Here is a 25136-nt window from a genome sequence, read left to right as displayed (position 1 = left end):
GCAAATCATGCAAAAACGGGCGATTTATCCAGGAACCTTCGATCCCATAACTAACGGCCATCTTGATATCGTGACGCGTGCGACCAGCATGTTCGATCACGTGATCCTGGCGATTGCCGCAAGTCCCAGTAAAAAACCGATGTTTACCCTTGAAGAACGCGTCGAGCTGGCGCAACAGGCAACGGCGCATCTCGGCAATGTGGAAGTTCTGGGATTCAGCGACTTAATGGCAAACTTTGCCCGTGATAATCAGGCTAACATTCTGATCCGTGGCCTGCGCGCGGTAGCAGATTTTGAGTATGAAATGCAGTTGGCCCACATGAACCGCCACCTGATGCCGCAACTGGAAAGCGTCTTTCTGATGCCGTCTAAAGAGTGGTCATTTATCTCATCGTCATTGGTGAAAGAAGTCGCCCGCCACCAGGGAGATGTGACGCACTTTCTGCCGGAAAACGTCCATCAGGCGTTAATGAGTAAACTAAAGTAATACGTCTGCCCGGATAAGACATAAAGCTTATCCGGCCAGCAACGAATGTTATTTCTGACAGCGACGGCAGTAGAACGTCGTACGCTGGGCGTGTTTTGTCGCAATGATCGGCGCGCCGCATACGCGACAGGGTTCGCCTTCTCTCCCATAGACCTGCAGCTCCTGGGCAAAATAGCCCGGCTTACCGTCGCTTTGCAGGAAGTCCTTCAGCGTCGTTCCACCCTGTTCGATCGAACGCAGCAAAACCGCCTTAATGACGCGCACCAGTAGTTCGCACTCATCCTGCGACAAAGATGACGCCAGACGGTCAGGATGGATACCCGCTGCAAACAGCGACTCGCTGGCATAGATATTACCTACCCCCACCACCAGCTTGTTATCCATCAGCCAGGGTTTAATCGCGGTTTTCTTCTTCGCGCATTTCTGCTGCAGATAACTGGCGTTGAAATCGTCGCTCAGTGGCTCTGGTCCAAGATGAGCGAGAACATTATGCCCATCGAGCTCTGTCGTCCACAGCCAGGCGCCAAAACGGCGAGGATCGGTATAGCGCAGGACTTTGCCGTTACTCATCACTAAGTCGACGTGGTCATGCTTTTCTGCCGGAAGCTCTTCAGGAAGGATACGCAAACTACCCGACATCCCCAGATGAATGATAATCCAACCATCCGACAGTTCCAGCAACAGGTATTTCGCGCGCCGCTGTACGCTGAGAACGGGTTTATCACTCAACCGGTAGATTTCCTCGGATACCGGCCAACGCAAACGACCGTTACGCACAGTCGCGTGCATAATCGTTGCCCCAACCAGATACGGCTCAATACCACGGCGGCTGGTTTCGACTTCAGGTAATTCAGGCATAGTATCTCCGGCGATGTATCAGGTCACATTAATATGGGGACGGCCAGAAAACAAAAAACCCCGCCGAAGCGAGGTTTTTTATTACATCAAAGCGAGAATTACTTGATTTTCGCTTCTTTGTAGAGAACGTGCTGACGGACAACTGGATCGAATTTTTTCAGTTCCAGTTTTTCCGGCTTAGTACGTTTGTTCTTCGTAGTGGTATAGAAGTGACCAGTACCAGCAGAAGAAACCAGCTTGATTTTCTCACGAATACCTTTAGCCATGATTTATTTCCTCTTAGTACTTAGTACTTTTCGCCACGGGCACGCAGTTCAGACAGAACTGTTTCGATGCCTTTCTTATCAATAACACGCATACCTTTAGCAGATACACGCAGGGTGACAAAACGCTTTTCGCTCTCAACCCAGAAACGGTGAGAGTGCAGGTTAGGCAGGAAACGGCGTTTAGTCGCGTTCAGTGCGTGGGAACGGTTGTTACCGGTCACCGGACGCTTGCCAGTAACTTGGCAGACTCGGGACATGTCTATTCTCCAAAAATCAAATTAGCTCGAGCTTCGTATGGGGTATCGGCGCCTCGTCAGGCTTTACAGCCCGGTCATCGCGTAGTTCTAAGTGAACTCTCGATTGCCAGGCCCAAATGCCAAACCCGAGATTCTCAAAGGTGGCGTAGTATACGCTGACCCGGCGTTATGCTCAAGTCCCGAACAGACAAAGATCCCGATGGATCGCGTAAAGTGCGTTAAATCCAACCGCGTTCCGCAAAAGAAACGTACTCTCCGCGCCCAATGACCAGATGATCAAGCACCCGGATATCCATGAACTGACAGCATTTCACAACACGCTCGGTGATGAGTTTATCTGCTTTACTCGGCTCTGCACAACCCGAAGGGTGATTATGGGCAAGGATCACCGCTGACGCATTCATTTTTATCGCTTCACGCACAATTTCTCGTGGATGCACCTCAACATGGCTAAGCGTGCCGGAAAAAAGTTTGCTGTGTTTAATCACACGATGTTGAGAATCCATAAAGATCACCAGAAAGATCTCGCGTTCCTCTTGCGCGAGCTGGCTTTGCAGAAATTCTCGCGCCATTTCCGGGCTAAGTAACGCGCGCTCTTCCATCACTCGCACGTTATGGTAGCGCCTTGCCAGTTCGGCAATCCCTTTAAGCTGCGCATACTTCGCCAGGCCAATGCCATGAACGTGGCTAAACGCCATATAGTCTGCTGATAACAGGCCATACAGCGAACCAAAATGCTGGATCAACTCTTTTGCCAACGTCAGCACATCTTTACCCAGAATCCCGGTGCGTAAAAAAAGCGCCAGTAGCTCAACATCGCTAAGTGAACCAGCCCCCTGCGCCAACAGCTTTTCCCGGGGCATCATACGTCCTGTATTTTCCATGCTTTCCCCTCCTTTCGCGTCCGCATAGTGGCATAACGCTTGTCGCGAATCGACGCTCTGTTATCACTTCTTCGTAGCGGCTCGCAAACTGAAGCGCGGGCAAAAGCACGACTCATTGCGGATTGTGATAAAATATCCGCCTTCTGGTGAAACCCAACAGGAAAGATCATGATGAGCCTGGCCGGTAAAAAAATCGTACTTGGCGTCAGTGGCGGCATTGCTGCGTACAAAACCCCTGAACTGGTGCGTCGTTTACGGGAACGCGGCGCTGACGTCCGCGTGGCGATGACCGAAGCGGCAAAAGCGTTTATTACTCCCCTGAGCTTACAAGCGGTTTCGGGTTATCCCGTTTCCGACAGCCTGCTTGACCCCGCCGCCGAAGCCGCGATGGGCCACATTGAGCTGGGGAAATGGGCCGACCTGGTTATTTTGGCGCCTGCTACGGCAGACCTGATTGCCCGCGTCGCCGCGGGGATGGCTAACGATCTGGTTTCAACGATTTGTCTGGCAACGCCTGCTCCTGTTGCTGTGCTGCCAGCCATGAACCAGCAGATGTACCGCGCTGCCGCGACCCAGCACAATCTGAGCATTCTTGCCTCGCGAGGTTTGCTCATTTGGGGTCCTGACAGTGGTAGCCAGGCATGTGGCGATGTCGGTCCTGGACGCATGCTGGATCCGTTGACGATTGTCGATATGGCCGCAGAACATTTCTCGCCTGTCAACGATCTGCAACATCTCAATATCATGATTACGGCGGGCCCGACGCGTGAACCGCTGGATCCCGTGCGTTACATTTCCAATCACAGCTCCGGAAAAATGGGATTTGCTATCGCAGCCGCTGCCGCAAAACGCGGGGCAAACGTCACGCTGGTGTCGGGACCTGTTTCGTTACCCACACCGCCATTTGTGCAGCGCATTGATGTGATGACCGCACTGGAGATGCAAGCCGCCGTGCAATCTGTGGTGCAACAACAGCATATTTTTATCGGCTGCGCCGCAGTCGCTGATTATCGCGCCGAGACCGTCGCCCCCGAAAAAATCAAAAAACAGGCGACGCAGGGTGATGAATTAACAGTAAAAATGGTCAAAAACCCGGATATTATCGCCGGTGTTGCCGCACTGGATGCTAATCGTCCTTTTGTCGTTGGGTTTGCCGCCGAAACAAATAATGTGGAAGAATATGCCCGGCAAAAACGCATCCGCAAAAACCTTGATGTGATCTGTGCTAACGACGTTTCGCTATCAAATCAAGGGTTTAACAGCGACAGCAACGCATTACACCTTTTTTGGCAGGATGGAGATAAAATCTTACCGCTTGAGCGTAAAGAACTCCTGGGCCAATTATTACTCGACGAGATCGTGACCCGTTATGATGAAAAAAATCGACGTTAAGATTCTGGACCCGCGCGTAGGGCAACAATTTCCGCTCCCGACGTACGCCACTTCTGGCTCTGCCGGACTTGACCTGCGTGCTTGTCTTGATGACGCCGTAGAGCTGGCGCCAGGTGCAACTACGCTGGTGCCAACCGGGTTAGCCATCCACATTGCCGATCCCTCTCTGGCGGCGGTGATGTTGCCACGTTCCGGGCTGGGCCATAAGCACGGCATCGTACTGGGCAACCTGGTCGGTCTGATTGATTCCGACTATCAAGGACAATTGATGGTATCTATCTGGAACCGTGGTCAGGACAGCTTCACGATTGAACCGGGCGAACGTATCGCGCAGATGGTATTTGTACCGGTCGTGCAGGCTGAATTTAATCTGGTGGAAGAGTTTGAAGCCACCGATCGTGGCGAAGGTGGCTTCGGCCATTCCGGGCGCAAGTAACCCGCAGAAAAGTATCCCACAGCGTAATAACGCAATAACACACCGCAAACAGCCGTTTGCGGTCGCTGTGTGGATGCCTGCCTGGCAAGAGCTTATTTTCAGGGGTATTTTGTAACATGGTAGAAAAGCAAACTGCGAAAAGGAATCGTCGCGAAGAAATACTTCAGTCTCTGGCACTGATGCTTGAGTCCAGCGATGGAAGCCAACGCATCACGACAGCGAAACTGGCAGCCTCTGTAGGCGTTTCCGAAGCGGCGTTGTATCGCCATTTTCCCAGCAAGACTCGCATGTTCGATAGTCTGATTGAGTTTATCGAAGATAGTCTGATTACCCGTATCAATCTGATCTTAAAAGATGAAAAGGACACCAGCGCACGTCTGCGTCTGATCGTTCTGCTGATTTTAGGCTTCGGTGAACGTAACCCCGGTCTGACGCGCATTCTGACCGGGCATGCGCTCATGTTTGAACAGGATCGTCTGCAAGGCCGCATTAATCAGCTTTTCGAACGTATTGAGACCCAGTTACGCCAGGTTCTGCGCGAAAAAAGAATGCGTGAAGGCGAAGGTTACACCGTGGATGAAACGCTGCTGGCCAGCCAGTTACTGGCTTTCTGCGAAGGAATGTTGTCCCGGTTTGTACGTAGCGAATTTAAGTATCGACCAACGGATGATTTTGACACCCGCTGGCCGCTGGTTGCCGCTCAATTGCAGTAACACGATTGCCGGATGGCGACTTTGTCTTATCCGGCCTGTGCAACCCGTAGGCCCGGTAAGCTTAACGCCACCGGGCAATTCAGCGACGATTAAACCCCAAACTCTTCTCGGTATGCCCGCACTGCTGCCAAATGTTCTGCCATCTCAGGCTTCTCTTCCAGATACGCAATCAGGTCTTTCAGGGTAATGATCGAAATTACCTTGCAACCATAATCACGTTCCACTTCCTGAATCGCTGAAATCTCGCCACGACCGCGTTCCTGACGATCAAGAGAAATCAGTACCCCAGCAAGCGTAGCGCCATTAGCCTGAATAATCTCCATCGACTCACGAATTGCTGTTCCCGCGGTGATAACATCATCCACCAGCATGACACGCCCCTCAAGTGCGCTACCTACCAGATTACCGCATTCACCATGGGTCTTCGCCTCTTTACGGTTAAAGCAGTACGGTAAATCTTTATCGTGGTGTTCCGCCAGCGCAACGGCGGTGGTGGTCGCAATCGGAATACCTTTGTAGGCTGGGCCAAACAGCAAATCGAACTCGATGCCGGAATCCACCAGCGCTTCGGCATAAAAACGGCCTAGCAGTGCCAGATCGCGCCCGGTATTAAATAGCCCGGCGTTGAAGAAATAGGGGCTTTTGCGCCCGGATTTCAGCGTAAATTCGCCAAACTTTAGTACCTGCTTGCTAAGCGCAAACTCAATAAACTGGCGCTGATACGGTTTCATGGATTCGCTCCTCATCTCACTTTATTACAGACAAAAAAAAGGCGACTCTTCAGTCGCCTTTAAAATCAATTTTCTAACGCCGCCTTCTGCGTCGCTACAATGGATTCGATTCCCCCTCGGGCCAATGCCAGTAGGGTGAGAAGTTCTTCATGGCTGAACGGCTCACCTTCCGCCGTGCCCTGCACTTCAATAATGCGACCATCTTCAGTCATCACCACGTTCATGTCAGTTTCTGCGGCGGAGTCCTCAACGTACTCGAGGTCACAGAGCGCTTCACCGTTGACAATGCCCACGGAAACCGCGGCAACCATCCCTTTCATCGGGTTAGTTTTCAGCTTACCGCTCGCCACCAGTTTGTTCAGCGCATCCGCCAACGCAACGCATGCGCCAGTAATCGATGCAGTACGCGTACCGCCATCAGCCTGAATAACATCACAGTCCAGCGTAATAGTGAATTCACCGAGCGTCTTCAGGTCAACAGCAGCGCGAAGTGCGCGGGCGATCAAACGCTGGATTTCCATGGTACGACCGCCCTGCTTACCTTTCGCCGCTTCACGGGCGTTACGGGTGTGCGTGGCGCGTGGCAGCATGCCATATTCTGCGGTGATCCAGCCCTGGCCCTGACCTTTCAGAAAACGTGGGACGCCTTCATCAATAGAAGCGGTACACAGCACTTTGGTATCACCAAATTCGACCAGCACGGAGCCTTCAGCGTGTTTTGTATAATTACGGGTCAGGGTGACGGGACGCACCTGATTGGCACTACGACCTGCTGGACGCATGATAAAATCTCCGGCTTGAAACGAATGTGGCTGCGCATTATACGGACTTCCGACGGTTATTCCTATCCTGACAAGACGTGGATGGCTATAATCCTCCCATCTCATCTTTAAAAACAGGAACGTCTATGATCCGCAGCATGACCGCCTACGCCCGGCGTGAAATCAAGGGTGAATGGGGTAGCGCAACCTGGGAGATGCGCTCGGTAAACCAGCGTTATCTGGAAACTTATTTTCGCCTGCCGGAACAGTTCCGTAGTCTCGAACCCGTGGTTCGCGAACGCATCCGCACGCGTCTGACGCGCGGTAAGATCGAATGTACGCTGCGTTTTGAGCCGGATGCCAGCGCTCAGGGCGAGCTGATTCTGAATGAAAAGCTCGCTAAACAGCTCGTGAGTGCTGCTAACTGGGTCAAGATGCAGAGTGATGAAGGTGAAATTAACCCGGTTGATATCCTGCGTTGGCCTGGCGTAATGGCAGCCCAGGAGCAAGATCTGGACGCCATTGCCGCCGAAATCCTCGCTGCGCTTGACGGTACGCTGGATGACTTTATCGTTGCGCGTGAAACCGAAGGTCAGGCGCTGAAGGCGCTGATCGAGCAGCGTCTGGAAGGCGTCAGCGCTGAAGTGACGAAGGTACGTGCGCATATGCCGGAAATTCTGCAATGGCAACGTGAGCGTCTGGTAGCCAAACTGGAAGACGCACAGGTGCAACTGGAAAATAACCGCCTTGAGCAAGAGCTGGTGCTGATGGCACAACGTATCGACGTGGCTGAAGAACTGGATCGCCTGGAAGCTCACGTCAAAGAAACCTACAACATTCTGAAGAAAAAAGAGGCGGTTGGCCGTCGCCTGGACTTCATGATGCAGGAATTCAACCGTGAGTCGAACACTCTGGCATCCAAGTCTATCAATGCCGAAGTGACTAACTCCGCAATTGAACTGAAAGTCTTGATCGAGCAAATGCGCGAGCAAATTCAGAATATCGAGTAATTTTGCGTACCATGCCTATGCTATCGTAACGTACTAGATAGCCTGCTCAATGCAGGCTATCCGTACCTCCAGTAAGTACTGGCTTATATAAAATTGAATACTTATTTATCTGGCATATATTTGTCGTTATAAAGACTCTTCAGAATATCAACCCGAACAGCGTTGCTGCTGTTCATCTTCACGACTGTCAGTACTTCATCAGATCCCCTGAGGCGCCAGCATTCTGCCTCTATATCGCATTTTTCCTGTTTTTCATAGCCCACCATTGAGAGATATTCACTAATTTTCCACGTATCCCTGGTATCATGGAACGTCACACTCCATACATCAGCCTTAGGGCCAGAAATGTTCGTATAATTAAAGTCATATACTTGGGATATTCTCGGCATTTTTTTAAAAACTTGGGGAGTGTAATAATCATATTTGGCTTTATCAAACTCTGTATATTGTGCATTACATGCAAGTCTCATTTTAATATTAGGCCAGAAATAAGAGCTGCATATAGCTATTACCATCAGCACTATTATGACTGCCTGTTTCATATGTTTCTCTTTTTTACCAGTTAACGACCGTTCCATCTCTGGAAACTATTTTAACGTTACCAGACCTAAAGTCGCTGTAAGGTATCACTGTTCTCATGAATGAGGGTAAAACACCTTTTACAGGAAGAGCTAAAGCTGATTTTATAGGTTCGGGAAATAAAATCGGTTGGAATGAGGTGTTTTTAAAAGAGCCGATTGGACCATAATAATCCCAACGTCTGAGGGCTTCCTCTTTGCTGACGGGTTGCAATAGCGGGAATGGGTTACTATATGAGACTACGCGGTAGAACCCCAGCAAATTGGATACTAAATCCTCACCACTGAAACCGCTGTCGGTGTAAAGATAAAAGGGGAAATTTGACTGTAAACCCTCAAAACGATGAGCAAGCGCCATCATCATGGAAAGCGCTATACTATATCGTTCAAATAAGCTACGCCCTTTTCTAATTCTCCATCTGATGAACTTCCCAATTATAAGCCCTCCTCTTCCCATACTTTGAGTGTATTTTACATCGTAATAATCCTTTCCTGAATGCTCGCCTTGGTGCATATCCGAGAGTAACTTTCTAACATCATCTCCTCGAGCATGTCCCATATCTATCCACCCCAAAACTTCCGTGTAGATTATCCCACTTCTTAAAATTCCAGCCTCTCTGCCATCCTGAATTTCTTCTCTGGCGCTCATATCTACCACTCCGACTGACTAAATGCTGAAGATTTTGCTGTAAATGCCCCTACACACATAGAAGCGATAGCTGAGGGGGCCATTTTTCAGAATAGAGGCCGCTGAATATCAGAGTTTACTCATGATGACTTCCCTAATGGCTTCTGGCGTGTCAACTTGTCCTATGGTCGAGGAGTAATAGCTTAATGAAATATCATACGTAGCCCGCCAGTAAACGGCGGGACTACGTGTTTTTCCCGGCGTTTCGCTTCCGCCCCTTCACTTCGAATTACATTTTCTCATCGTTTATTATTACACTCAACACTTTAGACAGCATGCCATAACGCATTTCTGACAAATTCACATTAGCTGTAGTTATTAAAATCGTTTCACCTTAGAAAATCTCAATCGTGACAATGAGCACAAATCGATAACCTTAGCCCCCAGCACAACAGGGGGAATACATGCTGTTACACGTTTTATATTTAATTGGTATTACTGCCGAAGCCATGACCGGCGCGCTTGCGGCAGGACGTCGCCGTATGGATACATTTGGCGTCATTATTATTGCCACTGCGACCGCCATTGGCGGTGGTTCAGTACGCGACATTCTTCTCGGCCACTATCCGCTTGGCTGGGTAAAGCATCCTGAATACGTCATTATTGTGGCGGCCGCTGCGGTACTCACCACCATTATTGCTCCTGTCATGCCCTACCTGCGTAAAATATTCCTTGTACTGGATGCGCTGGGCCTGGTCGTCTTTTCTATTATTGGCGCACAGGTGGCGCTGGATATGGGTCACGGGCCGATTATCGCCGTGGTCGCTGCGGTCACTACCGGCGTCTTCGGTGGCGTGTTACGCGACATGTTCTGCAAACGCATTCCGTTGGTGTTCCAGAAAGAGCTGTATGCTGGTGTTTCTTTTGCCGCTGCCGTGCTTTACATCGTGCTGCAACATTACGTCTCCAGCCACGATGTGGTGGTTATCTCTACCCTACTCTTCGGTTTTACCGCCCGCTTACTGGCGCTACGCCTGAAGTTGGGCCTGCCAGTATTTTATTATCGCCATGAAGGCCATTAAGGCATAAAGCCCGTAATACGCTGAGCAGCCAGCCAGTTGCTCAGCGCTATGACCTCCCTGGCCTCCAGCCACTGAATAATCTGTCGTGCCCGGCGCTCCCCCATTAAAGGGAGTTGTCGCCAGCTTTGTTCATCACGGTCCTGCAATTGTTGCCACGAAGCATCCCGACAGGCATTCAGCGTTGCCTGTGTTAACGGTATTCCCATGGCTATAACCCAACGTGTGAACGGAAGATGGCGCGACAGGTTGAACTGATGCCACATCTTCTCCCCTTTGCTTACGCCTAATGTGGACCGGAGCTGCTCCTGAGTTAATCCGAGCCAGGAAAAGATATGTTCAAAGTGATACGTCTGATGAAGGTTACGCCATCCTGCTTCACCAATACCTTCTAATTCCAGCACTTCTTTCGCGCCCAGCCAAACCAGTCTGGCAATAAACTGCTCATAACACGCCGGCGTGGCATAAAAGCAGGTCATTGAATTGAAATGTCCCACAGGCGGCGTTGGCTTAGTGCGTTGAGTGCTACGCCAGACCACTTCGTCGATACGCGGGATCCCCTGTCCGGCCAGGCTTATCAGGATCCGATCTCCAGGCGCGATATCCCATTCATTCCAGCGGCGTACAGAGCCAATATTGACGCGTTGCACGCGTTTATCATCCAGCATGACGGGTGCCAGCAGCGCGACTACGGCAATTTTCCCACTTTTACCGACTGAAAACTGAATATCTGTGACCTCGGATACCTGAGCCACGGGCGGATATTTCCATGCCGCCAGCCACTCTCCCTGCCCAGGTAACCAGTATCGCGCCTGCGGTTCTTTCCCCGATCGCACCACGACGCCATCCGTCACAAAAGGGAGTGCCGAAGTCCACCAACGGGTACGGGCATGCTCGACATCGTCCGCATTTTTCACGGGCTGGGTATAGCGTTGCGTGAAACTGAACCCAGCGGCAGTGAGTTGTTCCAGCCTTTCCGACATGACCGCCGGACCATCAGGCCAGGCCCAGATGAAAATAGCCAACGAACGTAACAATTCCGGGTTGCTCTGGCGCATCATCATTCCAGCGACCTTTGAGCGGGCGTTCATTCCCCCGCTCTGTTGCTGGATATGCCCTTCCTGCTGTAAAAATATCTCGCCCTGCAACGTACTGTTTGCCAGCAGACCTTTGGTCGTGTGTGGTACGGAAGGTATCCGCAGCACCTTTTGCGTCCAGTCTTCACCTTTCAGGCCATTACCTCGGCTAATCGCTCTTACCAGATTGCCATTGCGATAGACCAGCGTGACCGCCACGCCGTCGACCTTTGGTTGTACCCAGAGATCGCTGCGAACACGCATCCATTGCTGTAACGCTTGCTTATCTGCCAGCTTACGGACACCCGTGTGAGGGACAGGATGCGCTATCGTCCCGTTGATCGGCGGGGTGGACAGGTCTGACGAGGAATCATCGCCAAAACAGCGCTGCCATTGCGTTAATTGTGCATTGAGCTGATCATAAACCCCGTCATCAACGGCGCTGACACCCTGTTTCCAGTAACTGTCATTCCACCGCGTCATCTGCTGCCGTAACCGTGAAATTTCCTCGTTTGCCCGGGCAGAAGACCAGGCTGGGCATACCGCCCAGACCGGCAAATTCCAGACCAGTAAAACCATGCCAAGGCATTTCCATAGCCTCATGCTGCCTCCGCTGAGCAATGTGCTTCCCGGCTCAGATATAGCGCGAAGCGCAATGGAAACAGAGCGACAAAAATTGATTGTGCGAACAGCATTCCTGACCTTTTCACATATTGCTGCAAATCACCGATAAAACAGGAAACGGGTACGCAAAACGCAATAAACATGCGCAAAAAGTGTGACAAAGGCTACGTCACATAGCGGCTACGTGTATAATAAGCCCGTATGTAGGCTCTCTTTCGACAATCACATACATTAAGATACTCATGGCTCAAGGCACGCTTTATATTGTTTCTGCCCCCAGTGGCGCGGGTAAATCCAGCCTGATTCAGGCTTTATTAAAGACCCAACCGTTGTATGACACCCAGGTTTCTGTTTCGCACACCACGCGCGCACCGCGCCCGGGGGAAGTGCACGGTGAACACTATTTCTTTGTGAACCATGACGAATTCAGAGCCATGATTGGCAGAGACGCGTTTCTGGAACACGCTGAGGTTTTCGGTAATTACTACGGCACTTCGCGTGAGACCATTGAGCAAGTATTAGCATCCGGCGTAGACGTCTTTTTAGATATCGACTGGCAAGGTGCGCAGCAAATTCGTGAAAAAATGCCGCATGCGCGCAGTATTTTTATTTTGCCGCCCTCTAAGATTGAGCTGGACCGCCGTCTTCGTGGTCGAGGTCAGGATAGCGAAGACGTGATCGCAAAACGTATGGCGCAAGCTGTTGCAGAAATGAGCCATTACGCCGAATATGATTATCTTATTGTGAACGATGATTTCGATACCGCCCTGGGCGATTTGAAAACCATCATTCGCGCCGAACGTCTGCGCATGAGCCGCCAAAAGCAGCGTCATGACGCTTTAATCAGCAAACTGTTGGCAGACTGAACCCACATTCAGTATCATGCCCAGTCATTTCTTCACCTGTGGAGCATTTTAAGTATGGCACGCGTAACTGTTCAGGACGCTGTAGAGAAAATTGGTAACCGTTTTGACCTGGTACTGGTCGCCGCGCGTCGCGCTCGTCAGATGCAGGTAGGCGGAAAGGATCCGCTCGTACCGGAAGAAAACGATAAAACTACCGTTATCGCGCTGCGCGAAATCGAAGAAGGTCTGATCAACAACCAGATCCTCGACGTACGTGAGCGCCAGGAACAGCAAGAGCAGGAAGCCGCTGAATTACAAGCCGTTACCGCTATTGCTGAAGGTCGTCGTTAATCACAAAGCGGGTCGCCCTTGTATCTGTTTGAAAGCCTGAATCAGCTGATTCAAAACTACCTGCCGGAAGACCAGATTAAGCGTCTTCGGCAGGCGTATCTCGTTGCACGTGACGCTCACGAGGGCCAGACACGTTCAAGCGGTGAACCTTATATCACGCACCCGGTAGCGGTAGCCTGCATTCTGGCCGAGATGAAACTCGACTACGAAACGCTGATGGCTGCGCTGCTACATGACGTGATTGAAGATACCCCAGCCACCTACCAGGACATGGAACAGCTTTTTGGTAAAAGCGTTGCAGAGCTGGTAGAAGGGGTATCTAAGCTTGATAAGCTTAAGTTTCGCGATAAGAAAGAGGCGCAAGCTGAAAACTTTCGCAAGATGATTATGGCGATGGTGCAGGATATCCGCGTCATTCTCATCAAACTTGCCGACCGTACCCACAATATGCGCACGCTGGGCTCATTACGTCCCGATAAGCGCCGCCGCATCGCCCGTGAAACCCTCGAAATCTACAGTCCGCTGGCACATCGTTTAGGTATTCATCACATTAAAACCGAGCTGGAAGAACTGGGTTTTGAAGCGCTGTACCCGAACCGCTATCGCGTGATTAAAGAAGTGGTAAAAGCCGCCCGCGGCAACCGCAAAGAGATGATTCAAAAAATCCTCTCGGAGATCGAGGGGCGTTTGCAGGAAGCAGGCATTCCGTGTCGCGTAAGCGGTCGTGAGAAACACCTGTACTCGATCTACTGCAAAATGGTACTCAAAGAGCAGCGTTTTCACTCGATCATGGACATTTACGCTTTCCGCGTCATCGTTCATGACTCCGATACCTGCTATCGCGTACTCGGCCAGATGCACAGCCTGTACAAACCGCGCCCTGGTCGCGTGAAAGACTATATCGCCATTCCCAAAGCGAACGGATATCAGTCTTTGCATACCTCAATGATCGGCCCGCACGGCGTGCCTGTTGAAGTACAAATTCGTACCGAAGACATGGACCAGATGGCGGAGATGGGGGTCGCGGCACACTGGGCGTACAAAGAGCATGGCGAAACCAGCACCACGGCACAAATCCGCGCACAACGCTGGATGCAAAGCCTGCTGGAACTGCAGCAAAGCGCCGGTAGCTCGTTTGAATTTATTGAAAGCGTTAAATCTGATCTCTTCCCGGATGAGATTTATGTTTTCACACCGGAAGGGCGTATTGTCGAGCTGCCTGCCGGTGCGACGCCTGTCGACTTCGCCTACGCGGTACATACCGATATCGGTCATGCCTGCGTTGGCGCACGTGTCGACAGACAGCCTTATCCGCTTTCCCAACCGCTGTTTAGCGGTCAGACCGTTGAAATCATTACCGCGCCGGGCGCCCGGCCGAATGCGGCATGGCTCAACTTCGTCGTCAGTTCGAAAGCACGCGCCAAAATTCGCCAACTGTTGAAAAATCTCAAGCGCGATGATTCCGTCAGTCTGGGTCGTCGACTGCTCAACCATGCCTTAGGCGGCAGCCGTAAACTGGCTGAGATCCCGCAGGAAAGCATCCAGCGTGAGCTTGAGCGCATGAAGCTCGCCACGCTTGACGATCTGCTCGCAGAAATCGGCCTGGGTAACGCCATGAGCGTGGTGGTAGCGAAAAACCTCCAGCAGGGCGAAGCATCGGCGAACGTTCCTGCGCAATCTGGTCATGGTCATCTGCCGATCAAAGGCGCAGACGGCGTACTGATCACCTTTGCAAAATGCTGTCGTCCAATCCCTGGCGATCCGATCATTGCCCACGTCAGTCCGGGTAAAGGTCTGGTAATTCACCATGAGTCCTGCCGTAATATTCGTGGCTACCAGAAAGAGCCAGAGAAGTTTATGGCGGTGGAATGGGATAAAGAGACAGAGCAAGAGTTCATCACCGAAATTAAGGTGGACATGTTTAACCACCAGGGTGCTCTGGCGAACCTGACGGCGGCAATCAACACGACGACCTCCAATATTCAAAGTCTGAATACTGAAGAAAAAGACGGTCGCGTGTATAGCGCCTTTATTCGCCTGACCGCACGCGATCGCGTGCATCTGGCGAATATCATGCGCAAAATCCGCGTCATGCCGGACGTGATTAAAGTCACCCGCAACCGAAACTAGAGATATGAACTCAAAACGCTATGAGCGCATTTGCGAAATGCTTGCCAGGCGTCAGCCCGATCTGACCGTCTGCATGGAGCAGGTCCATAAACCTCATAACGTTTCTGCGATCATTCGTACCGCAGACGCCGTCGGCGTACATGAAGTCCACGCCGTCTGGCCGGGTAGCCGTATGCGTACCATGGCTTCTTCTGCCGCGGGCAGTAACAGTTGGGTGCAGGTTAAAACCCACCCGACCATTAGCGATGCGGTTACGCAGTTAAAAAGTCAGGGCATGCAAGTTCTGGCGACCCACCTCTCTGATAAAGCCGTCGATTTCCGCGAGATTGATTACACGCGACCGACCTGCATCCTGATGGGCCAGGAAAAAACCGGCATTACTCAGGAAGCACTCGCTCTGGCGGACCAGGACATCATCATTCCGATGATTGGCATGGTGCAGTCACTGAACGTTTCAGTTGCCTCTGCGCTGATTCTGTACGAAGCACAGCGCCAGCGACAAAATGCTGGCATGTACCGACGAGAAAACAGCATGTTGCCGGAAGATGAACAGCAGCGCTTGCTGTTTGAAGGCGGTTATCCGGTGCTGGCGAATGTCGCTAAGCGCAAAGGACTTCCCTACCCTCACGTAAACACGCAGGGCGAAATTGAAGCCGATGCAACGTGGTGGGCCACTATGCAGTCTGCGAAATAATCGCGATGAAAGGCCGTTTACTGGATGCCATCCCGCTCAACTCTCTGACGGGCGTTGGCGCAGCACAAAGCAGTAAACTGGCGAAAATTGGCTTGCACACCGTGCAGGACCTCCTGCTCCACCTCCCTCTGCGCTACGAAGACCGTACTCATCTGTACCCCATTGGCGAACTGCTGCCGGGCGTCTATGCCACCGTTGAAGGCGAAGTGCTGAACTGCAATATCACTTTCGGCGGTCGCCGGATGATGACCTGCCAGATAAGCGATGGCTCCGGCATTCTCACTATGCGCTTCTTCAACTTCAGCGCAGCAATGAAAAACAGCCTCGCCACCGGGCGTCGGGTACTGGCCTATGGCGAGGCGAAGCGTGGCAAGTACGGCGCAGAAATGATCCACCCGGAATACCGCGTACAGGGCGATCTCAGCACGCCGGAACTGCAGGAAACGCTCACGCCGGTGTATCCGACCACGGAAGGCGTTAAGCAGGCAACGCTGCGCAAGTTGACCGATCAGGCGCTGGATCTGCTCGATACCTGCGCCATTGCCGAGTTGCTCCCTCCGGAGTTACTACAAGGCATGATGAGCCTGCCGGAAGCGTTGCGCACATTACACCGTCCGCCGCCGACGTTACAGCTTAGCGACCTTGAAACCGGACAACACCCGGCTCAGCGACGCCTGATTCTGGAAGAACTCCTGGCGCACAATCTCAGCATGCTGGCGCTTCGCGCCGGGGCGCAACGTTTTCACGCCCAACCGCTGAGCCCTGACAATCGGCTGAAAGATCAACTGCTGGCGGCGCTCCCCTTTAAACCAACCGGCGCACAGGCCCGGGTCACTGCCGAAATTGAACGCGATATGGCGCTGGATGTCCCAATGATGCGCCTGGTGCAGGGCGATGTCGGTTCCGGTAAAACGCTGGTTGCAGCACTTGCCGCCCTGCGTGCGATTGCGCATGGTAAGCAGGTGGCGCTGATGGCCCCCACTGAATTACTGGCTGAACAGCACGCAAATAATTTCCGCAACTGGTTCGAACCTTTGGGCGTTGAAGTGGGTTGGCTGGCGGGTAAGCAAAAAGGTAAAGCACGCCAGGCACAGCAGGAAGCCATCACCAGCGGTCAGGTGCAGATGATTGTCGGCACACACGCAATTTTCCAGGAACAAGTTCAGTTCAACGGGCTGGCGCTGGTGATTATCGACGAACAGCACCGTTTTGGCGTGCATCAGCGTCTGGCGCTGTGGGAGAAAGGCCAGCAGCAGGGTTTCCACCCACACCAGCTCATTATGACCGCCACCCCGATCCCGCGTACGCTGGCCATGACCGCCTATGCCGATCTCGACACGTCCGTCATTGACGAACTGCCGCCGGGGCGTACGCCGGTCACCACAGTGGCGATTCCCGACACCCGCCGTAGCGATATCATTGACCGTGTGCGCAACGCCTGCACCCACGAAGGGCGTCAGGCGTACTGGGTTTGTACACTAATCGAAGAGTCTGATTTATTAGAAGCGCAGGCGGCAGAAGCCACGTGGGAAGAACTTAAGCTTGCCTTACCAGAGCTGAATATTGGCCTGGTGCATGGGCGCATGAAGCCCGCCGAGAAGCAGTCTGTGATGGCCGCCTTTAAGCAGGGTGAATTACATCTGCTGGTCGCCACCACGGTGATTGAAGTGGGTGTGGACGTGCCGAACGCCAGCCTGATGATCATTGAAAACCCGGAGCGATTAGGCCTGGCGCAGTTGCACCAGTTGCGTGGCCGCGTAGGCCGCGGCGCCGTGGCTTCCCACTGCGTCCTGCTCTACAAATCGCCGCTGTCAAAAACGGCGCAGAAACGCCTGCAGGTTCTGCGGGACAGCAATGACGGGTTCGTGATTGCACAAAAAGATTTAGAGATCCGCGGACCCGGCGAGCTGTTAGGTACGCGCCAGACCGGAACGGCAGAATTCAAAGTAGCGGATTTATTGCGCGATCAGGCCATGATTCCGGAAGTTCAGCGTATAGCCCGCCATATTCACGAACGTTATCCGCAACAGGCTGCCGCGCTGATAGAGCGCTGGATGCCGGAAACCGAACGTTACTCCAACGCATAATCGATTTATCGCGGCGGATGTTACTCCGCCGCACAGCCGTTATTGCGCAAAAATCGGCAGCAGCAGATACAGCTTAATCACTAACGCGTTGACGATATCGATAAAGAACGCCCCCACCATCGGCACCACCAGAAACGCCATATGGGATGGCCCGAAACGTTCGGTAATTGCCTGCATGTTAGCAATCGCCGTTGGCGTCGCGCCGAGCCCAAAACCGCAGTGGCCGGCTGCCAGTACAGCGGCATCGTAGTTTTTGCCCATCATGCGCCAGGTAACAAATACCGCGTACAACGCCATAAAAATCGTCTGCACAACCAGTATCGCCAGCATCGGCAGCGCCAGAGATGCCAGCTCCCACAGTTTCAGGCTCATCAGCGCCATCGCCAGGAACAGCGACAGGCTCACGTTGCCCAGCACTGAAACCGCCCGTTCGAACACCCGATAAAAGCCCATGAGCGCCAGGCCATTACTGAGGATCACACCAACAAACAGCACGCAGACGAAGGTCGGCAGTTCGAGCACCGTTCCGACCAGCATTTGCGCAACGATTTTACCTACCGTCAGACAGATAGCGATCAGCGCGATAGTTTCAATCAGCACCAGCGAGGTGATTATGCGTCCAACGTCCGGCTTTTCAAACGCGGTCGGTACAGCCTGATCGTCCGGCATACCGTCAGGCGTGGTGGAGTGTTTAACCAGATAGCGCGCCACCGGGCCGCCAATCAGCCCCCCCAACACCAGACCAAAGGTTGCGCAAGCCATTGCAACTTCAGTCGCATTGGTAAAACCGTAGCGCTCAATAAACAACTTGCTCCACGCAGCCCCGGTTCCGTGTCCGCCAGAGAGCGTGATCGAACCGGCAATCAGGCCCATCAACGGATCCAGGCCCAGCAGGCTCGCCATACCGATACCGATGGCGTTCTGCATCAACAGCAGTCCCACAACGACAATCAGAAAAACACCCACCACGCGGCCACCGGCGCGCAGGCTGGCGATATTAGCGTTCAGGCCGATGGTAGCGAAGAACGCCAGCATCAGCGGATCGCGCAGGGTCATATCGAAGTTTACTTCCCAGCCCATGCTTTTTTTCAGCACCAGCAACGCAATCGCCACCAGCAATCCACCGGCTACAGGTTCGGGAATGGTGTATTTTTTCAGGAAGGAGACAGACTGGACGAGCTTACGTCCCAGCAGCAATACAAGGGTTGCCGCAACCAGAGTAGATAACGTATCGAGATAAAACATTTACAGCTCCATTAGTGCGTTTAGCACAATCACGCACGATGCATTCCAGACCGATTTTTTAGCTCTTATTGAGTTTTCGGGGTGGATTTTAAGCAGAAAATGATGAAAAGTTATATAAAAAAGTTTGTTTATCCGTTTTAAATATTAAGAATAACTGCTGGCAAACGTTTGCTTTTCCGCCCTGGTCAGATAAAATCACCGCTTTTCCACCATGGGATTGCCTCTGATGTCCGTTAACGCCGTAGAGTCAACAAATGCGCAACCGGTTGCGCAGACTCACAACAGTGAACTGATTTACCGTCTTGAAGATCGCCCCCCGTTAGCCCAGACCCTGTTTGCCGCCTGTCAGCACCTGCTGGCCATGTTCGTCGCGGTGATCACCCCGGCGCTGTTAATTTGCCAGGCGCTCGGTTTGCCGGCTCAGGATACTCAACACATTATCAGTATGTCGCTGTTCGCTTCCGGCGTAGCTTCTATCATTCAGATCAAAGCCTGGGGGCCGGTTGGTTCCGGGCTGTTATCTATTCAGGGCACCAGCTTTAATTTTGTTGCGCCGCTGATTATGGGTGGCACGGCGCTAAAAACCGGTGGCGCAGATGTCCCAACCATGATGGCGGCCCTGTTTGGTACGCTGATGTTAGCGAGCTGCACTGAAATGGTTATCTCGCGTGTACTGCACCTGGCGCGGCGTATTATTACCCCGTTGGTCTCAGGCGTGGTGGTGATGATTATCGGCCTGTCGCTGATTCAGGTGGGTCTGACGTCGATTGGCGGTGGTTATGCCGCAATGAGCGATAACACCTTTGGCGCACCGAAGAATTTACTGCTGGCTGGCGTTGTGCTGGCGCTGATCATCCTGCTTAACCGCCAACGCAACCCGTACCTGCGCGTTGCGTCCCTGGTGATTGCGATGGCGGCAGGCTACCTGCTGGCATGGTTTATGGACATGCTGCCGCAAAATACCGCACCGGTAAGCCAGGACCTGATCATGGTGCCAACGCCGCTGTATTATGGCCTCGGTATCGACTGGAGCTTACTGCTGCCGCTGATGCTGGTCTTTATGATTACGTCGCTGGAAACCATCGGTGATATTACGGCGACCTCCGATGTTTCCGAACAGCCGGTTTCTGGTCCGCTGTATATGAAACGCCTGAAAGGCGGCGTGCTGGCGAACGGTCTAAACTCGTTTGTTTCCGCCGTGTTCAATACCTTCCCGAACTCTTGTTTTGGTCAGAACAATGGGGTCATTCAGTTAACGGGCGTAGCCAGTCGTTACGTCGGTTTTGTGGTGGCACTGATGCTGATAGCATTGGGCCTGTTCCCGGCAGTTAGCGGTTTTGTACAGCATATTCCTGAACCGGTATTGGGCGGCGCAACCTTGGTAATGTTCGGTACTATCGCCGCATCTGGCGTGCGTATTGTCTCTCGCGAGCCGCTGAACCGCCGCGCTATTTTAATTATTGCGCTGTCGCTGGCCGTTGGCCTGGGCGTCTCCCAGCAGCCGCTGATTCTGCAATTTTCCCCGGATTGGGTGAAAAATCTGCTCTCCTCAGGCATTGCCGCAGGCGGTATCACCGCTATCGTTCTGAATCTGGTGTTCCCACCAGAGAAGCAATAAGCAAAATGCGGCGTTGGTTCTGAATCAACGCCGCTGTAACGCTCTTTCACCATTCCTGCCTTGAGCATTGCCTCTAAATCGTGCATAACTTGACTATGTGCACTTCGCGGGATGGAAGACCATGAAATTTATTGGAAAGCTGCTTCTTTACGTGCTGATCGCCTGTGCAGTGGCGATTCTCGGCCTTTATTTTCTACTGCAAACCCGTTGGGGCGCAGAGCACGTCAGCGCCTGGGTCTCAGAGAACAGCAGCTATCATCTGGCATTTGATGCTATCGATCACCGGTTTTCTTCCCCTTCCCATATTCTGCTGGAAAACGTCACCTTTGGTCGCGATGGTCAGCCCGCAACGCTGGTCGCTAAAACGGTCGATATTGGGCTGAGCAGTCGCCAAATCACCGACCCGCGGCACGTAGACACTATCCTCTTGCAAAACGGCACGCTGAATCTTTCCCAGCAAACCGCACCGCTACCGTTCCAGGCCGATCGCCTGCAGTTACAGGATATGGCGCTCAACAGCCCCGGTAGCGAGTGGAACCTGAGCGCCCAGCGCGTGAACGGCGGCGTGATTCCCTGGAGCCCTGAGGCAGGTAAAATTCTCGGCAGCAAAGCACAAATTCAGCTCAGCGCCAGCTCATTGACGCTGAACGATGTCCCAACCACCAACGTATTGATTGAAGGCAGCATTGACCATGGTCGGGTGACGCTAAGTAATATTGGCGCAGACGTCGCGCGTGGCGCATTAACCGGCGTGGCGCAGCGCAATACCGACGGTAGCTGGGTGGTAGAGAATCTGCGCCTGAACGATATCCGGCTGCAAAGTGACAAATCGCTGGCCGACTTTTTTGCGCCGCTAACCACTATTCCATCCTTGCAAATTGGTCGTCTGGAAGTGACGGATGCCCGTCTGCAAGGTCCTGACTGGGCGGTCACGGACCTTGATCTGAGCTTGCGCAACATGACGTTTAGCAAAGATGACTGGCAAACACAGGAAGGAAAACTGTCGATGAACGCCAGCGAGTTTATCTACGGTTCACTGCATTTCTTCGATCCGATTCTGAACGCCGAGTTCTCGCCGCAGGGCATTGCGCTGCGCCAGTTCACGACCCGCTGGGAAGGGGGAATGCTCAGAACATCCGGAAACTGGATGCGTAACAACAAAGCGCTGGTTCTCGACGATGCCGCGATTGCCGGCCTGGAATATACGCTACCGGAAAACTGGAAACAGCTATGGATGAAGCCTCTGCCAGCCTGGCTAAACAGCCTGACGCTGAAGAAATTCAGCGCCAGCCGTAATCTGGTGATCGACATTGACCCGGCCTTCCCGTGGCAACTCACCGCACTGGACGGTTACGGCGCTAACCTCGGGCTGGTACAGAACAACCAGTGGGGGATCTGGAGCGGTAACACCACGCTCAACGCCGCTGCTGCCACCTTTAATCGCACCGACGTGCGCCGTCCTTCGCTGGCGCTAACGGCGAACGGCAGTACCATCAATATCAGTGAACTAAGCGCCTATACAGAAAAAGGGCTGCTGGAGGCCACCGCCAGCATTTCGCAACTGCCTCAGCGTCAGGCACAGGTCAGCCTGAACGGGCGCGGCGTGCCAATGACCATCCTGCAACAGTGGGGCTGGCCAGCACTGCCGCTTTCCGGCGACGGTAACATTCAACTCACCGCCAGCGGCAACATTCAGGCCGATACGCCGCTCAAGCCCACAGTCAACGGTCAGTTACATGCGATGAATGCGGAGAAACAGCAGGTCACGCAGACCATGCAGGCGGGTGTGGTATCAGGTAGTAACGTTGCCTCACCCGTTACGCAGTGATTATTGCCCGGTGGCGCTTCGCTTACCGGGCCTACCGCTCATAAACGCTTATATTCACTGCATAACAACCACTTCACCGGCTCGTCTTCTTCTATCGTCGGGAAACGACCGCCCGGTTCAAGGAAGTGATTGTCATGCTGGTCGTCATTGACCATCGAGATTTCCCAGCCCAGAACAAAGGCTTTCTCAGCCCAGAAACGATGATACAGTCGCGGCGGCAGACACACACCCTGCCCTGGTTTTAGCACCAACGTATCACCAGATTTAACGGTACGCCGCTGACCATCGACGCTAACATCAACAATGCGCTGAGGATCATACCCGTCATCGGGCGTGGACCATGCCAGCTGCATACACAAATCGCCGCCGCCGCGGTTAACGATATCTTCCATCTTATGGCGATGAAAATGCCACGGTGTTTGTTGATCCTGCTGAATTTGCAGCATCTTTTCGGCATACGGTTTGGGGTAATCGGCTGACCCCATCAGACCATTGCGCAATGTCAGTAACGTCAGCCCCGTTTGCGCAAAATTCCCGCGCCCAAAGTCGGTAACGTCCCAGCCCAGCTGGAGATCGCGCACTTCACGCCACAAAGAGTGGTCCTGTTGTCGCCAGGCGTCGACCGTTAAATACGCAAAATCAGGCAGACAGACCCGAAAGGTCTCGGCGATGGCATGCGCTTTATCGATGACATAATTAATATGTGAACGCTTCATTGCACTTTTCCTTGTTGCGAAAGAGGCGGGTCACCCCGCCTGCATGCCGTTAGTAAAGTGACGCTTTGCCGGTTGAGCCAAACAGTTTCATTTTGTGGCGAATCACGTCCCGCGCGGCGCTGATGGCTTCCGGGTAGATGACGTTCGGGTCCCACCAGGTCTCTTTTGCCAGGATTTCGCGGACTTTCTGGAAGTAGGCGTATTTCATATCGCTGGAAATGTTGATTTTGCCCACGCCGAGCGTAACGGATTCAGCGATTTCCACATCCGGGTTCGCGGAACCACCGTGCAGCACCAGCGGAATGTCCACCCGCCCGGCGATATCGCGCAGGATGTTCATTTGCAGCTCTGGCTGCATCCCTTTCGGGTAGATCCCGTGCGCGGTACCAATCGCCACTGCCAGCGTATCGGCCCCGGTACGGGCGATAAAATCCTGCGCCTGGGCGGGATCGGTGTAAGTAACCTTCGACACACCGCCTTCCACGGACGTTCCGGTCTGACCAATCGTACCCAGCTCGCCTTCAACCGAAACGCCTACCGCATGCGCCAGCTTGACCACTTCACGGGTCAACTCCACGTTCTCTTCATACGGCAGCAGCGAGCCATCAATCATCACCGAGGTAAATCCACACTGAATTGCCCGCAGGACATGCTCTACCGAAGCGCCGTGATCCAGATGCAAAGTAAAGGGGACCGGGCTACGCAGGGTGATATCTCGCACATAGCTAAAGAACGCATCGCCGAGGAAATCATGTTCGCTGGGGTGAATGGAGATAATCGCTGGGGTGTTGGTCGCTTCCGCTTCTTCCACCACCGCACGCACAAAGCAGCTATCTGCTACGTTGAATGCGCCGATGGCAAAACCGTGCTGACGGGTCGGTTGCAGTAATTCTTTCATCGAAACTAACATGTTAATTCTCCAGTTTCAGGGTGTAGAAAGCCCTGCCAATGCGTCATCGCAGAGGCATAAAAGGCGTTACAGAAAATGAATCAGGCCTGGTCGATAGCGCCGCTGGCCTGTAGATATGGAATAATGGCTTCCTCGCAGGCCTGCTCCATCAGGGCCAGGGCATCAACAAGTTCGCAGGATGTGTCGCGACACAAGGTGTGCAATAGCGCGGCCTTTCCGGCTTCGAAGACCGCCGCGCCAACATTAATCTTGGCGACGCCAAACGTCGGGCAACGCTGTAGCTGGTCAAACGGCGTCCCGCTACCGCCATGCAGCGCCAGCGGCACCGTTGATAAACGGGCAATTTCCTCCAGCCGTTGAAAATCAATGGCTGGCGTTACGCCCGGCGCGTACATACCGTGCGCCGTACCGACCGACACCGCCAGTAAATCAATCCCGGTCTGTTGGATAAATGGCTCCACGTCAGCGGCCTGAGTCATCAAATCAGCGTTAGCGGCATGGTCATAGCGCGGGGCGTCGGCCAGGTGGCCCAGCTCGCCTTCCACGCACAGAGAAACGCTGGCTGCGAGCTCGACCACCGCCCGGGTCTGGCGAATGTTTTCTTCCAGCGCAAAGGCGGAGGCGTCGATCATTAACCCGCTGAATCCGGCGCGAAAAGCCTGGCGAATGCGTACAGGATCCTTTCCATGATCTAACGCCAGCGCGATCGGCACCGAAGCTTCCTCTGCCAGCGCTTTGACCACCGCCACCGCTATCGGTGCCGGAAAATGGTCCAGATGCCCCTGATACAGATTCAGAATAATGGGCGCACGGTGTTTCTCTGCCACCCGCACCGCCGCACGGGCGCTTTCCAGGTTCATACAGTTGATAGCCAGCAGCGCATACCGCCCGCGCCAGGCTTTCGTCACCATGCTTTTCATATCGGCAAACAT

Annotated in this window: 26 protein-coding genes; 13 read left to right on the top strand and 13 right to left on the bottom strand. The window is 53.1% G+C overall.

What is annotated here, in order from left to right:
- Nucleotides 1–7 precede the first annotated feature (7 nt).
- Nucleotides 8–487 carry a pantetheine-phosphate adenylyltransferase gene (gene coaD, locus OOJ59_RS06690; RefSeq protein WP_003024099.1) on the top strand — a complete coding sequence of 160 codons (480 nt, stop codon included), beginning with the start codon at nt 8–10 and terminating at the stop codon, nt 485–487.
- A gap of 48 nt (nt 488–535) precedes the next feature.
- Here coaD and mutM read toward each other — a convergent pair whose 3' ends face one another.
- The 4 genes from mutM to radC all read right to left on the bottom strand — a co-directional run bounded on the left by mutM (nt 536) and on the right by radC (nt 2752).
- Complete coding sequence (gene mutM / locus OOJ59_RS06685) at nt 536–1345, bottom strand: bifunctional DNA-formamidopyrimidine glycosylase/DNA-(apurinic or apyrimidinic site) lyase (protein ID WP_160955962.1); 810 nt, start codon at nt 1343–1345, stop codon at nt 536–538.
- 98 nt (nt 1346–1443) lie between these two features.
- A complete protein-coding gene (gene rpmG, locus OOJ59_RS06680) occupies nt 1444–1611 on the bottom strand; it encodes a 50S ribosomal protein L33 (protein ID WP_003024094.1) in 168 nt (55 codons plus the stop codon).
- 20 nt (nt 1612–1631) lie between these two features.
- Entirely contained in the window at nt 1632–1868 is a 237-nt protein-coding gene (gene rpmB / locus OOJ59_RS06675) for a 50S ribosomal protein L28 (protein ID WP_003024071.1), read from the bottom strand.
- A 218-nt stretch (nt 1869–2086) separates the two neighbouring features.
- Nucleotides 2087–2752, bottom strand: a complete 666-nt coding sequence (radC, locus tag OOJ59_RS06670; protein WP_038635368.1) for a RadC family protein — start codon at nt 2750–2752, stop codon at nt 2087–2089.
- Nucleotides 2753–2923: 171 nt separating this feature from the next.
- On the opposite strand from radC, the gene coaBC reads away from it, so the two are divergent.
- The 3 genes from coaBC to slmA all read left to right on the top strand — a co-directional run bounded on the left by coaBC (nt 2924) and on the right by slmA (nt 5293).
- Nucleotides 2924–4144, top strand: coding sequence for a bifunctional phosphopantothenoylcysteine decarboxylase/phosphopantothenate--cysteine ligase CoaBC (gene coaBC, locus OOJ59_RS06665; RefSeq protein WP_087857269.1), 1221 nt, complete (start codon nt 2924–2926; stop codon nt 4142–4144).
- Complete coding sequence (dut, locus tag OOJ59_RS06660; RefSeq protein WP_006687626.1) at nt 4122–4580, top strand: dUTP diphosphatase; 459 nt, start codon at nt 4122–4124, stop codon at nt 4578–4580. Before coaBC ends, dut begins: the two co-directional genes overlap by 23 nt.
- Before the next feature lie 116 nt (nt 4581–4696).
- The gene (slmA, locus tag OOJ59_RS06655; protein ID WP_160955961.1) at nt 4697–5293 is read left to right on the top strand and encodes a nucleoid occlusion factor SlmA; all 597 of its coding nucleotides are present in this window, start codon (nt 4697–4699) and stop codon (nt 5291–5293) included.
- Nucleotides 5294–5382: 89 nt separating this feature from the next.
- Here slmA and pyrE read toward each other — a convergent pair whose 3' ends face one another.
- Nucleotides 5383–6024 (bottom strand): orotate phosphoribosyltransferase, encoded by a 642-nt coding sequence (gene pyrE, locus OOJ59_RS06650; protein WP_160955960.1) that lies wholly within the window; start codon nt 6022–6024, stop codon nt 5383–5385.
- 65 nt (nt 6025–6089) lie between these two features.
- Nucleotides 6090–6806 (bottom strand): ribonuclease PH, encoded by a 717-nt coding sequence (gene rph, locus OOJ59_RS06645; protein ID WP_003024054.1) that lies wholly within the window; start codon nt 6804–6806, stop codon nt 6090–6092.
- Nucleotides 6807–6931: 125 nt separating this feature from the next.
- On the opposite strand from rph, the gene OOJ59_RS06640 reads away from it, so the two are divergent.
- Nucleotides 6932–7795 carry a YicC/YloC family endoribonuclease gene (locus OOJ59_RS06640; protein WP_006687630.1) on the top strand — a complete coding sequence of 288 codons (864 nt, stop codon included), beginning with the start codon at nt 6932–6934 and terminating at the stop codon, nt 7793–7795.
- Between the two features lie 101 nt (nt 7796–7896).
- Here OOJ59_RS06640 and OOJ59_RS06635 read toward each other — a convergent pair whose 3' ends face one another.
- Nucleotides 7897–8337, bottom strand: coding sequence for a hypothetical protein (locus OOJ59_RS06635; protein ID WP_085049109.1), 441 nt, complete (start codon nt 8335–8337; stop codon nt 7897–7899).
- Nucleotides 8338–8350: 13 nt separating this feature from the next.
- Nucleotides 8351–9022 (bottom strand): hypothetical protein, encoded by a 672-nt coding sequence (locus OOJ59_RS06630; protein WP_160955959.1) that lies wholly within the window; start codon nt 9020–9022, stop codon nt 8351–8353.
- A gap of 443 nt (nt 9023–9465) precedes the next feature.
- On the opposite strand from OOJ59_RS06630, the gene OOJ59_RS06625 reads away from it, so the two are divergent.
- A complete protein-coding gene (locus OOJ59_RS06625; protein WP_038635410.1) occupies nt 9466–10083 on the top strand; it encodes a trimeric intracellular cation channel family protein in 618 nt (205 codons plus the stop codon).
- Here the strand turns inward: OOJ59_RS06625 and ligB are convergent.
- On the bottom strand, nt 10080–11759 hold the full coding sequence (gene ligB / locus OOJ59_RS06620; protein WP_160955958.1) for an NAD-dependent DNA ligase LigB: 1680 nt from the start codon (nt 11757–11759) through the stop codon (nt 10080–10082). The two genes, OOJ59_RS06625 and ligB, sit on opposite strands and share 4 nt — an antisense overlap.
- A 263-nt stretch (nt 11760–12022) precedes the next feature.
- Between ligB and gmk the strand changes: the two genes are divergently transcribed.
- Genes gmk through recG form a run of 5 tightly spaced genes read left to right on the top strand, consistent with a single transcriptional unit; the run spans nt 12023 to nt 17887 of the window.
- Nucleotides 12023–12646 (top strand): guanylate kinase, encoded by a 624-nt coding sequence (gene gmk / locus OOJ59_RS06615; protein WP_151217029.1) that lies wholly within the window; start codon nt 12023–12025, stop codon nt 12644–12646.
- A 54-nt stretch (nt 12647–12700) separates the two neighbouring features.
- Nucleotides 12701–12976 (top strand): DNA-directed RNA polymerase subunit omega, encoded by a 276-nt coding sequence (gene rpoZ, locus OOJ59_RS06610; protein ID WP_000135058.1) that lies wholly within the window; start codon nt 12701–12703, stop codon nt 12974–12976.
- A gap of 18 nt (nt 12977–12994) precedes the next feature.
- A complete protein-coding gene (gene spoT / locus OOJ59_RS06605) occupies nt 12995–15106 on the top strand; it encodes a bifunctional GTP diphosphokinase/guanosine-3',5'-bis pyrophosphate 3'-pyrophosphohydrolase (protein ID WP_038635422.1) in 2112 nt (703 codons plus the stop codon).
- A gap of 4 nt (nt 15107–15110) precedes the next feature.
- Nucleotides 15111–15800 carry a tRNA (guanosine(18)-2'-O)-methyltransferase TrmH gene (trmH, locus tag OOJ59_RS06600; RefSeq protein ID WP_042311553.1) on the top strand — a complete coding sequence of 230 codons (690 nt, stop codon included), beginning with the start codon at nt 15111–15113 and terminating at the stop codon, nt 15798–15800.
- A 5-nt stretch (nt 15801–15805) separates the two neighbouring features.
- A complete protein-coding gene (recG, locus tag OOJ59_RS06595; RefSeq protein ID WP_087857223.1) occupies nt 15806–17887 on the top strand; it encodes an ATP-dependent DNA helicase RecG in 2082 nt (693 codons plus the stop codon).
- 39 nt (nt 17888–17926) lie between these two features.
- Here the strand turns inward: recG and gltS are convergent, their stop codons facing one another.
- Nucleotides 17927–19132, bottom strand: coding sequence for a sodium/glutamate symporter (gene gltS / locus OOJ59_RS06590; protein ID WP_137346643.1), 1206 nt, complete (start codon nt 19130–19132; stop codon nt 17927–17929).
- 226 nt (nt 19133–19358) lie between these two features.
- Here gltS and xanP point away from each other — a divergent pair, with 226 nt between their 5' ends.
- Entirely contained in the window at nt 19359–20750 is a 1392-nt protein-coding gene (gene xanP / locus OOJ59_RS06585; protein ID WP_268063364.1) for a xanthine/proton symporter XanP, read from the top strand.
- A gap of 121 nt (nt 20751–20871) precedes the next feature.
- Nucleotides 20872–22578: an AsmA family protein gene (locus tag OOJ59_RS06580; RefSeq protein WP_160955957.1), complete on the top strand. Its 1707-nt coding sequence runs from the start codon at nt 20872–20874 to the stop codon at nt 22576–22578.
- 38 nt (nt 22579–22616) lie between these two features.
- On the opposite strand, the gene OOJ59_RS06575 is transcribed toward OOJ59_RS06580, so the two are convergent.
- The 3 genes from OOJ59_RS06575 to OOJ59_RS06565 all read right to left on the bottom strand — a co-directional run bounded on the left by OOJ59_RS06575 (nt 22617) and on the right by OOJ59_RS06565 (nt 25136).
- Complete coding sequence (locus tag OOJ59_RS06575; protein WP_160955956.1) at nt 22617–23294, bottom strand: D-lyxose/D-mannose family sugar isomerase; 678 nt, start codon at nt 23292–23294, stop codon at nt 22617–22619.
- 49 nt (nt 23295–23343) lie between these two features.
- Complete coding sequence (locus OOJ59_RS06570; protein ID WP_137351247.1) at nt 23344–24204, bottom strand: ketose-bisphosphate aldolase; 861 nt, start codon at nt 24202–24204, stop codon at nt 23344–23346.
- 80 nt (nt 24205–24284) lie between these two features.
- A complete protein-coding gene (locus OOJ59_RS06565) occupies nt 24285–25136 on the bottom strand; it encodes a class II fructose-bisphosphate aldolase (RefSeq protein WP_137346640.1) in 852 nt (283 codons plus the stop codon).

This window comes from Citrobacter sp. W9, assembly GCF_026719375.1.
Lineage (GTDB): Bacteria > Pseudomonadota > Gammaproteobacteria > Enterobacterales > Enterobacteriaceae > Citrobacter > Citrobacter werkmanii.
This window is presented reverse-complemented; position numbering and strand designations above follow the sequence as displayed.

Coding starts and splice junctions, on each gene's coding strand:
- coaD (WP_003024099.1), top strand. CDS start 8: ATGCAAAAACGGGCGATTTATCCAGGAACCTTCGATCCCATAACTAAC.
- mutM (WP_160955962.1), bottom strand. CDS start 1,345: ATGCCTGAATTACCTGAAGTCGAAACCAGCCGCCGTGGTATTGAGCCG.
- rpmG (WP_003024094.1), bottom strand. CDS start 1,611: ATGGCTAAAGGTATTCGTGAGAAAATCAAGCTGGTTTCTTCTGCTGGT.
- rpmB (WP_003024071.1), bottom strand. CDS start 1,868: ATGTCCCGAGTCTGCCAAGTTACTGGCAAGCGTCCGGTGACCGGTAAC.
- radC (WP_038635368.1), bottom strand. CDS start 2,752: ATGGAAAATACAGGACGTATGATGCCCCGGGAAAAGCTGTTGGCGCAG.
- coaBC (WP_087857269.1), top strand. CDS start 2,924: ATGAGCCTGGCCGGTAAAAAAATCGTACTTGGCGTCAGTGGCGGCATT.
- dut (WP_006687626.1), top strand. CDS start 4,122: ATGATGAAAAAAATCGACGTTAAGATTCTGGACCCGCGCGTAGGGCAA.
- slmA (WP_160955961.1), top strand. CDS start 4,697: ATGGTAGAAAAGCAAACTGCGAAAAGGAATCGTCGCGAAGAAATACTT.
- pyrE (WP_160955960.1), bottom strand. CDS start 6,024: ATGAAACCGTATCAGCGCCAGTTTATTGAGTTTGCGCTTAGCAAGCAG.
- rph (WP_003024054.1), bottom strand. CDS start 6,806: ATGCGTCCAGCAGGTCGTAGTGCCAATCAGGTGCGTCCCGTCACCCTG.
- OOJ59_RS06640 (WP_006687630.1), top strand. CDS start 6,932: ATGATCCGCAGCATGACCGCCTACGCCCGGCGTGAAATCAAGGGTGAA.
- OOJ59_RS06635 (WP_085049109.1), bottom strand. CDS start 8,337: ATGAAACAGGCAGTCATAATAGTGCTGATGGTAATAGCTATATGCAGC.
- OOJ59_RS06630 (WP_160955959.1), bottom strand. CDS start 9,022: ATGAGCGCCAGAGAAGAAATTCAGGATGGCAGAGAGGCTGGAATTTTA.
- OOJ59_RS06625 (WP_038635410.1), top strand. CDS start 9,466: ATGCTGTTACACGTTTTATATTTAATTGGTATTACTGCCGAAGCCATG.
- ligB (WP_160955958.1), bottom strand. CDS start 11,759: ATGAGGCTATGGAAATGCCTTGGCATGGTTTTACTGGTCTGGAATTTG.
- gmk (WP_151217029.1), top strand. CDS start 12,023: ATGGCTCAAGGCACGCTTTATATTGTTTCTGCCCCCAGTGGCGCGGGT.
- rpoZ (WP_000135058.1), top strand. CDS start 12,701: ATGGCACGCGTAACTGTTCAGGACGCTGTAGAGAAAATTGGTAACCGT.
- trmH (WP_042311553.1), top strand. CDS start 15,111: ATGAACTCAAAACGCTATGAGCGCATTTGCGAAATGCTTGCCAGGCGT.
- recG (WP_087857223.1), top strand. CDS start 15,806: ATGAAAGGCCGTTTACTGGATGCCATCCCGCTCAACTCTCTGACGGGC.
- gltS (WP_137346643.1), bottom strand. CDS start 19,132: ATGTTTTATCTCGATACGTTATCTACTCTGGTTGCGGCAACCCTTGTA.
- xanP (WP_268063364.1), top strand. CDS start 19,359: ATGTCCGTTAACGCCGTAGAGTCAACAAATGCGCAACCGGTTGCGCAG.
- OOJ59_RS06580 (WP_160955957.1), top strand. CDS start 20,872: ATGAAATTTATTGGAAAGCTGCTTCTTTACGTGCTGATCGCCTGTGCA.
- OOJ59_RS06575 (WP_160955956.1), bottom strand. CDS start 23,294: ATGAAGCGTTCACATATTAATTATGTCATCGATAAAGCGCATGCCATC.
- OOJ59_RS06570 (WP_137351247.1), bottom strand. CDS start 24,204: ATGTTAGTTTCGATGAAAGAATTACTGCAACCGACCCGTCAGCACGGT.
- OOJ59_RS06565 (WP_137346640.1), bottom strand. CDS start 25,136: ATGTTTGCCGATATGAAAAGCATGGTGACGAAAGCCTGGCGCGGGCGG.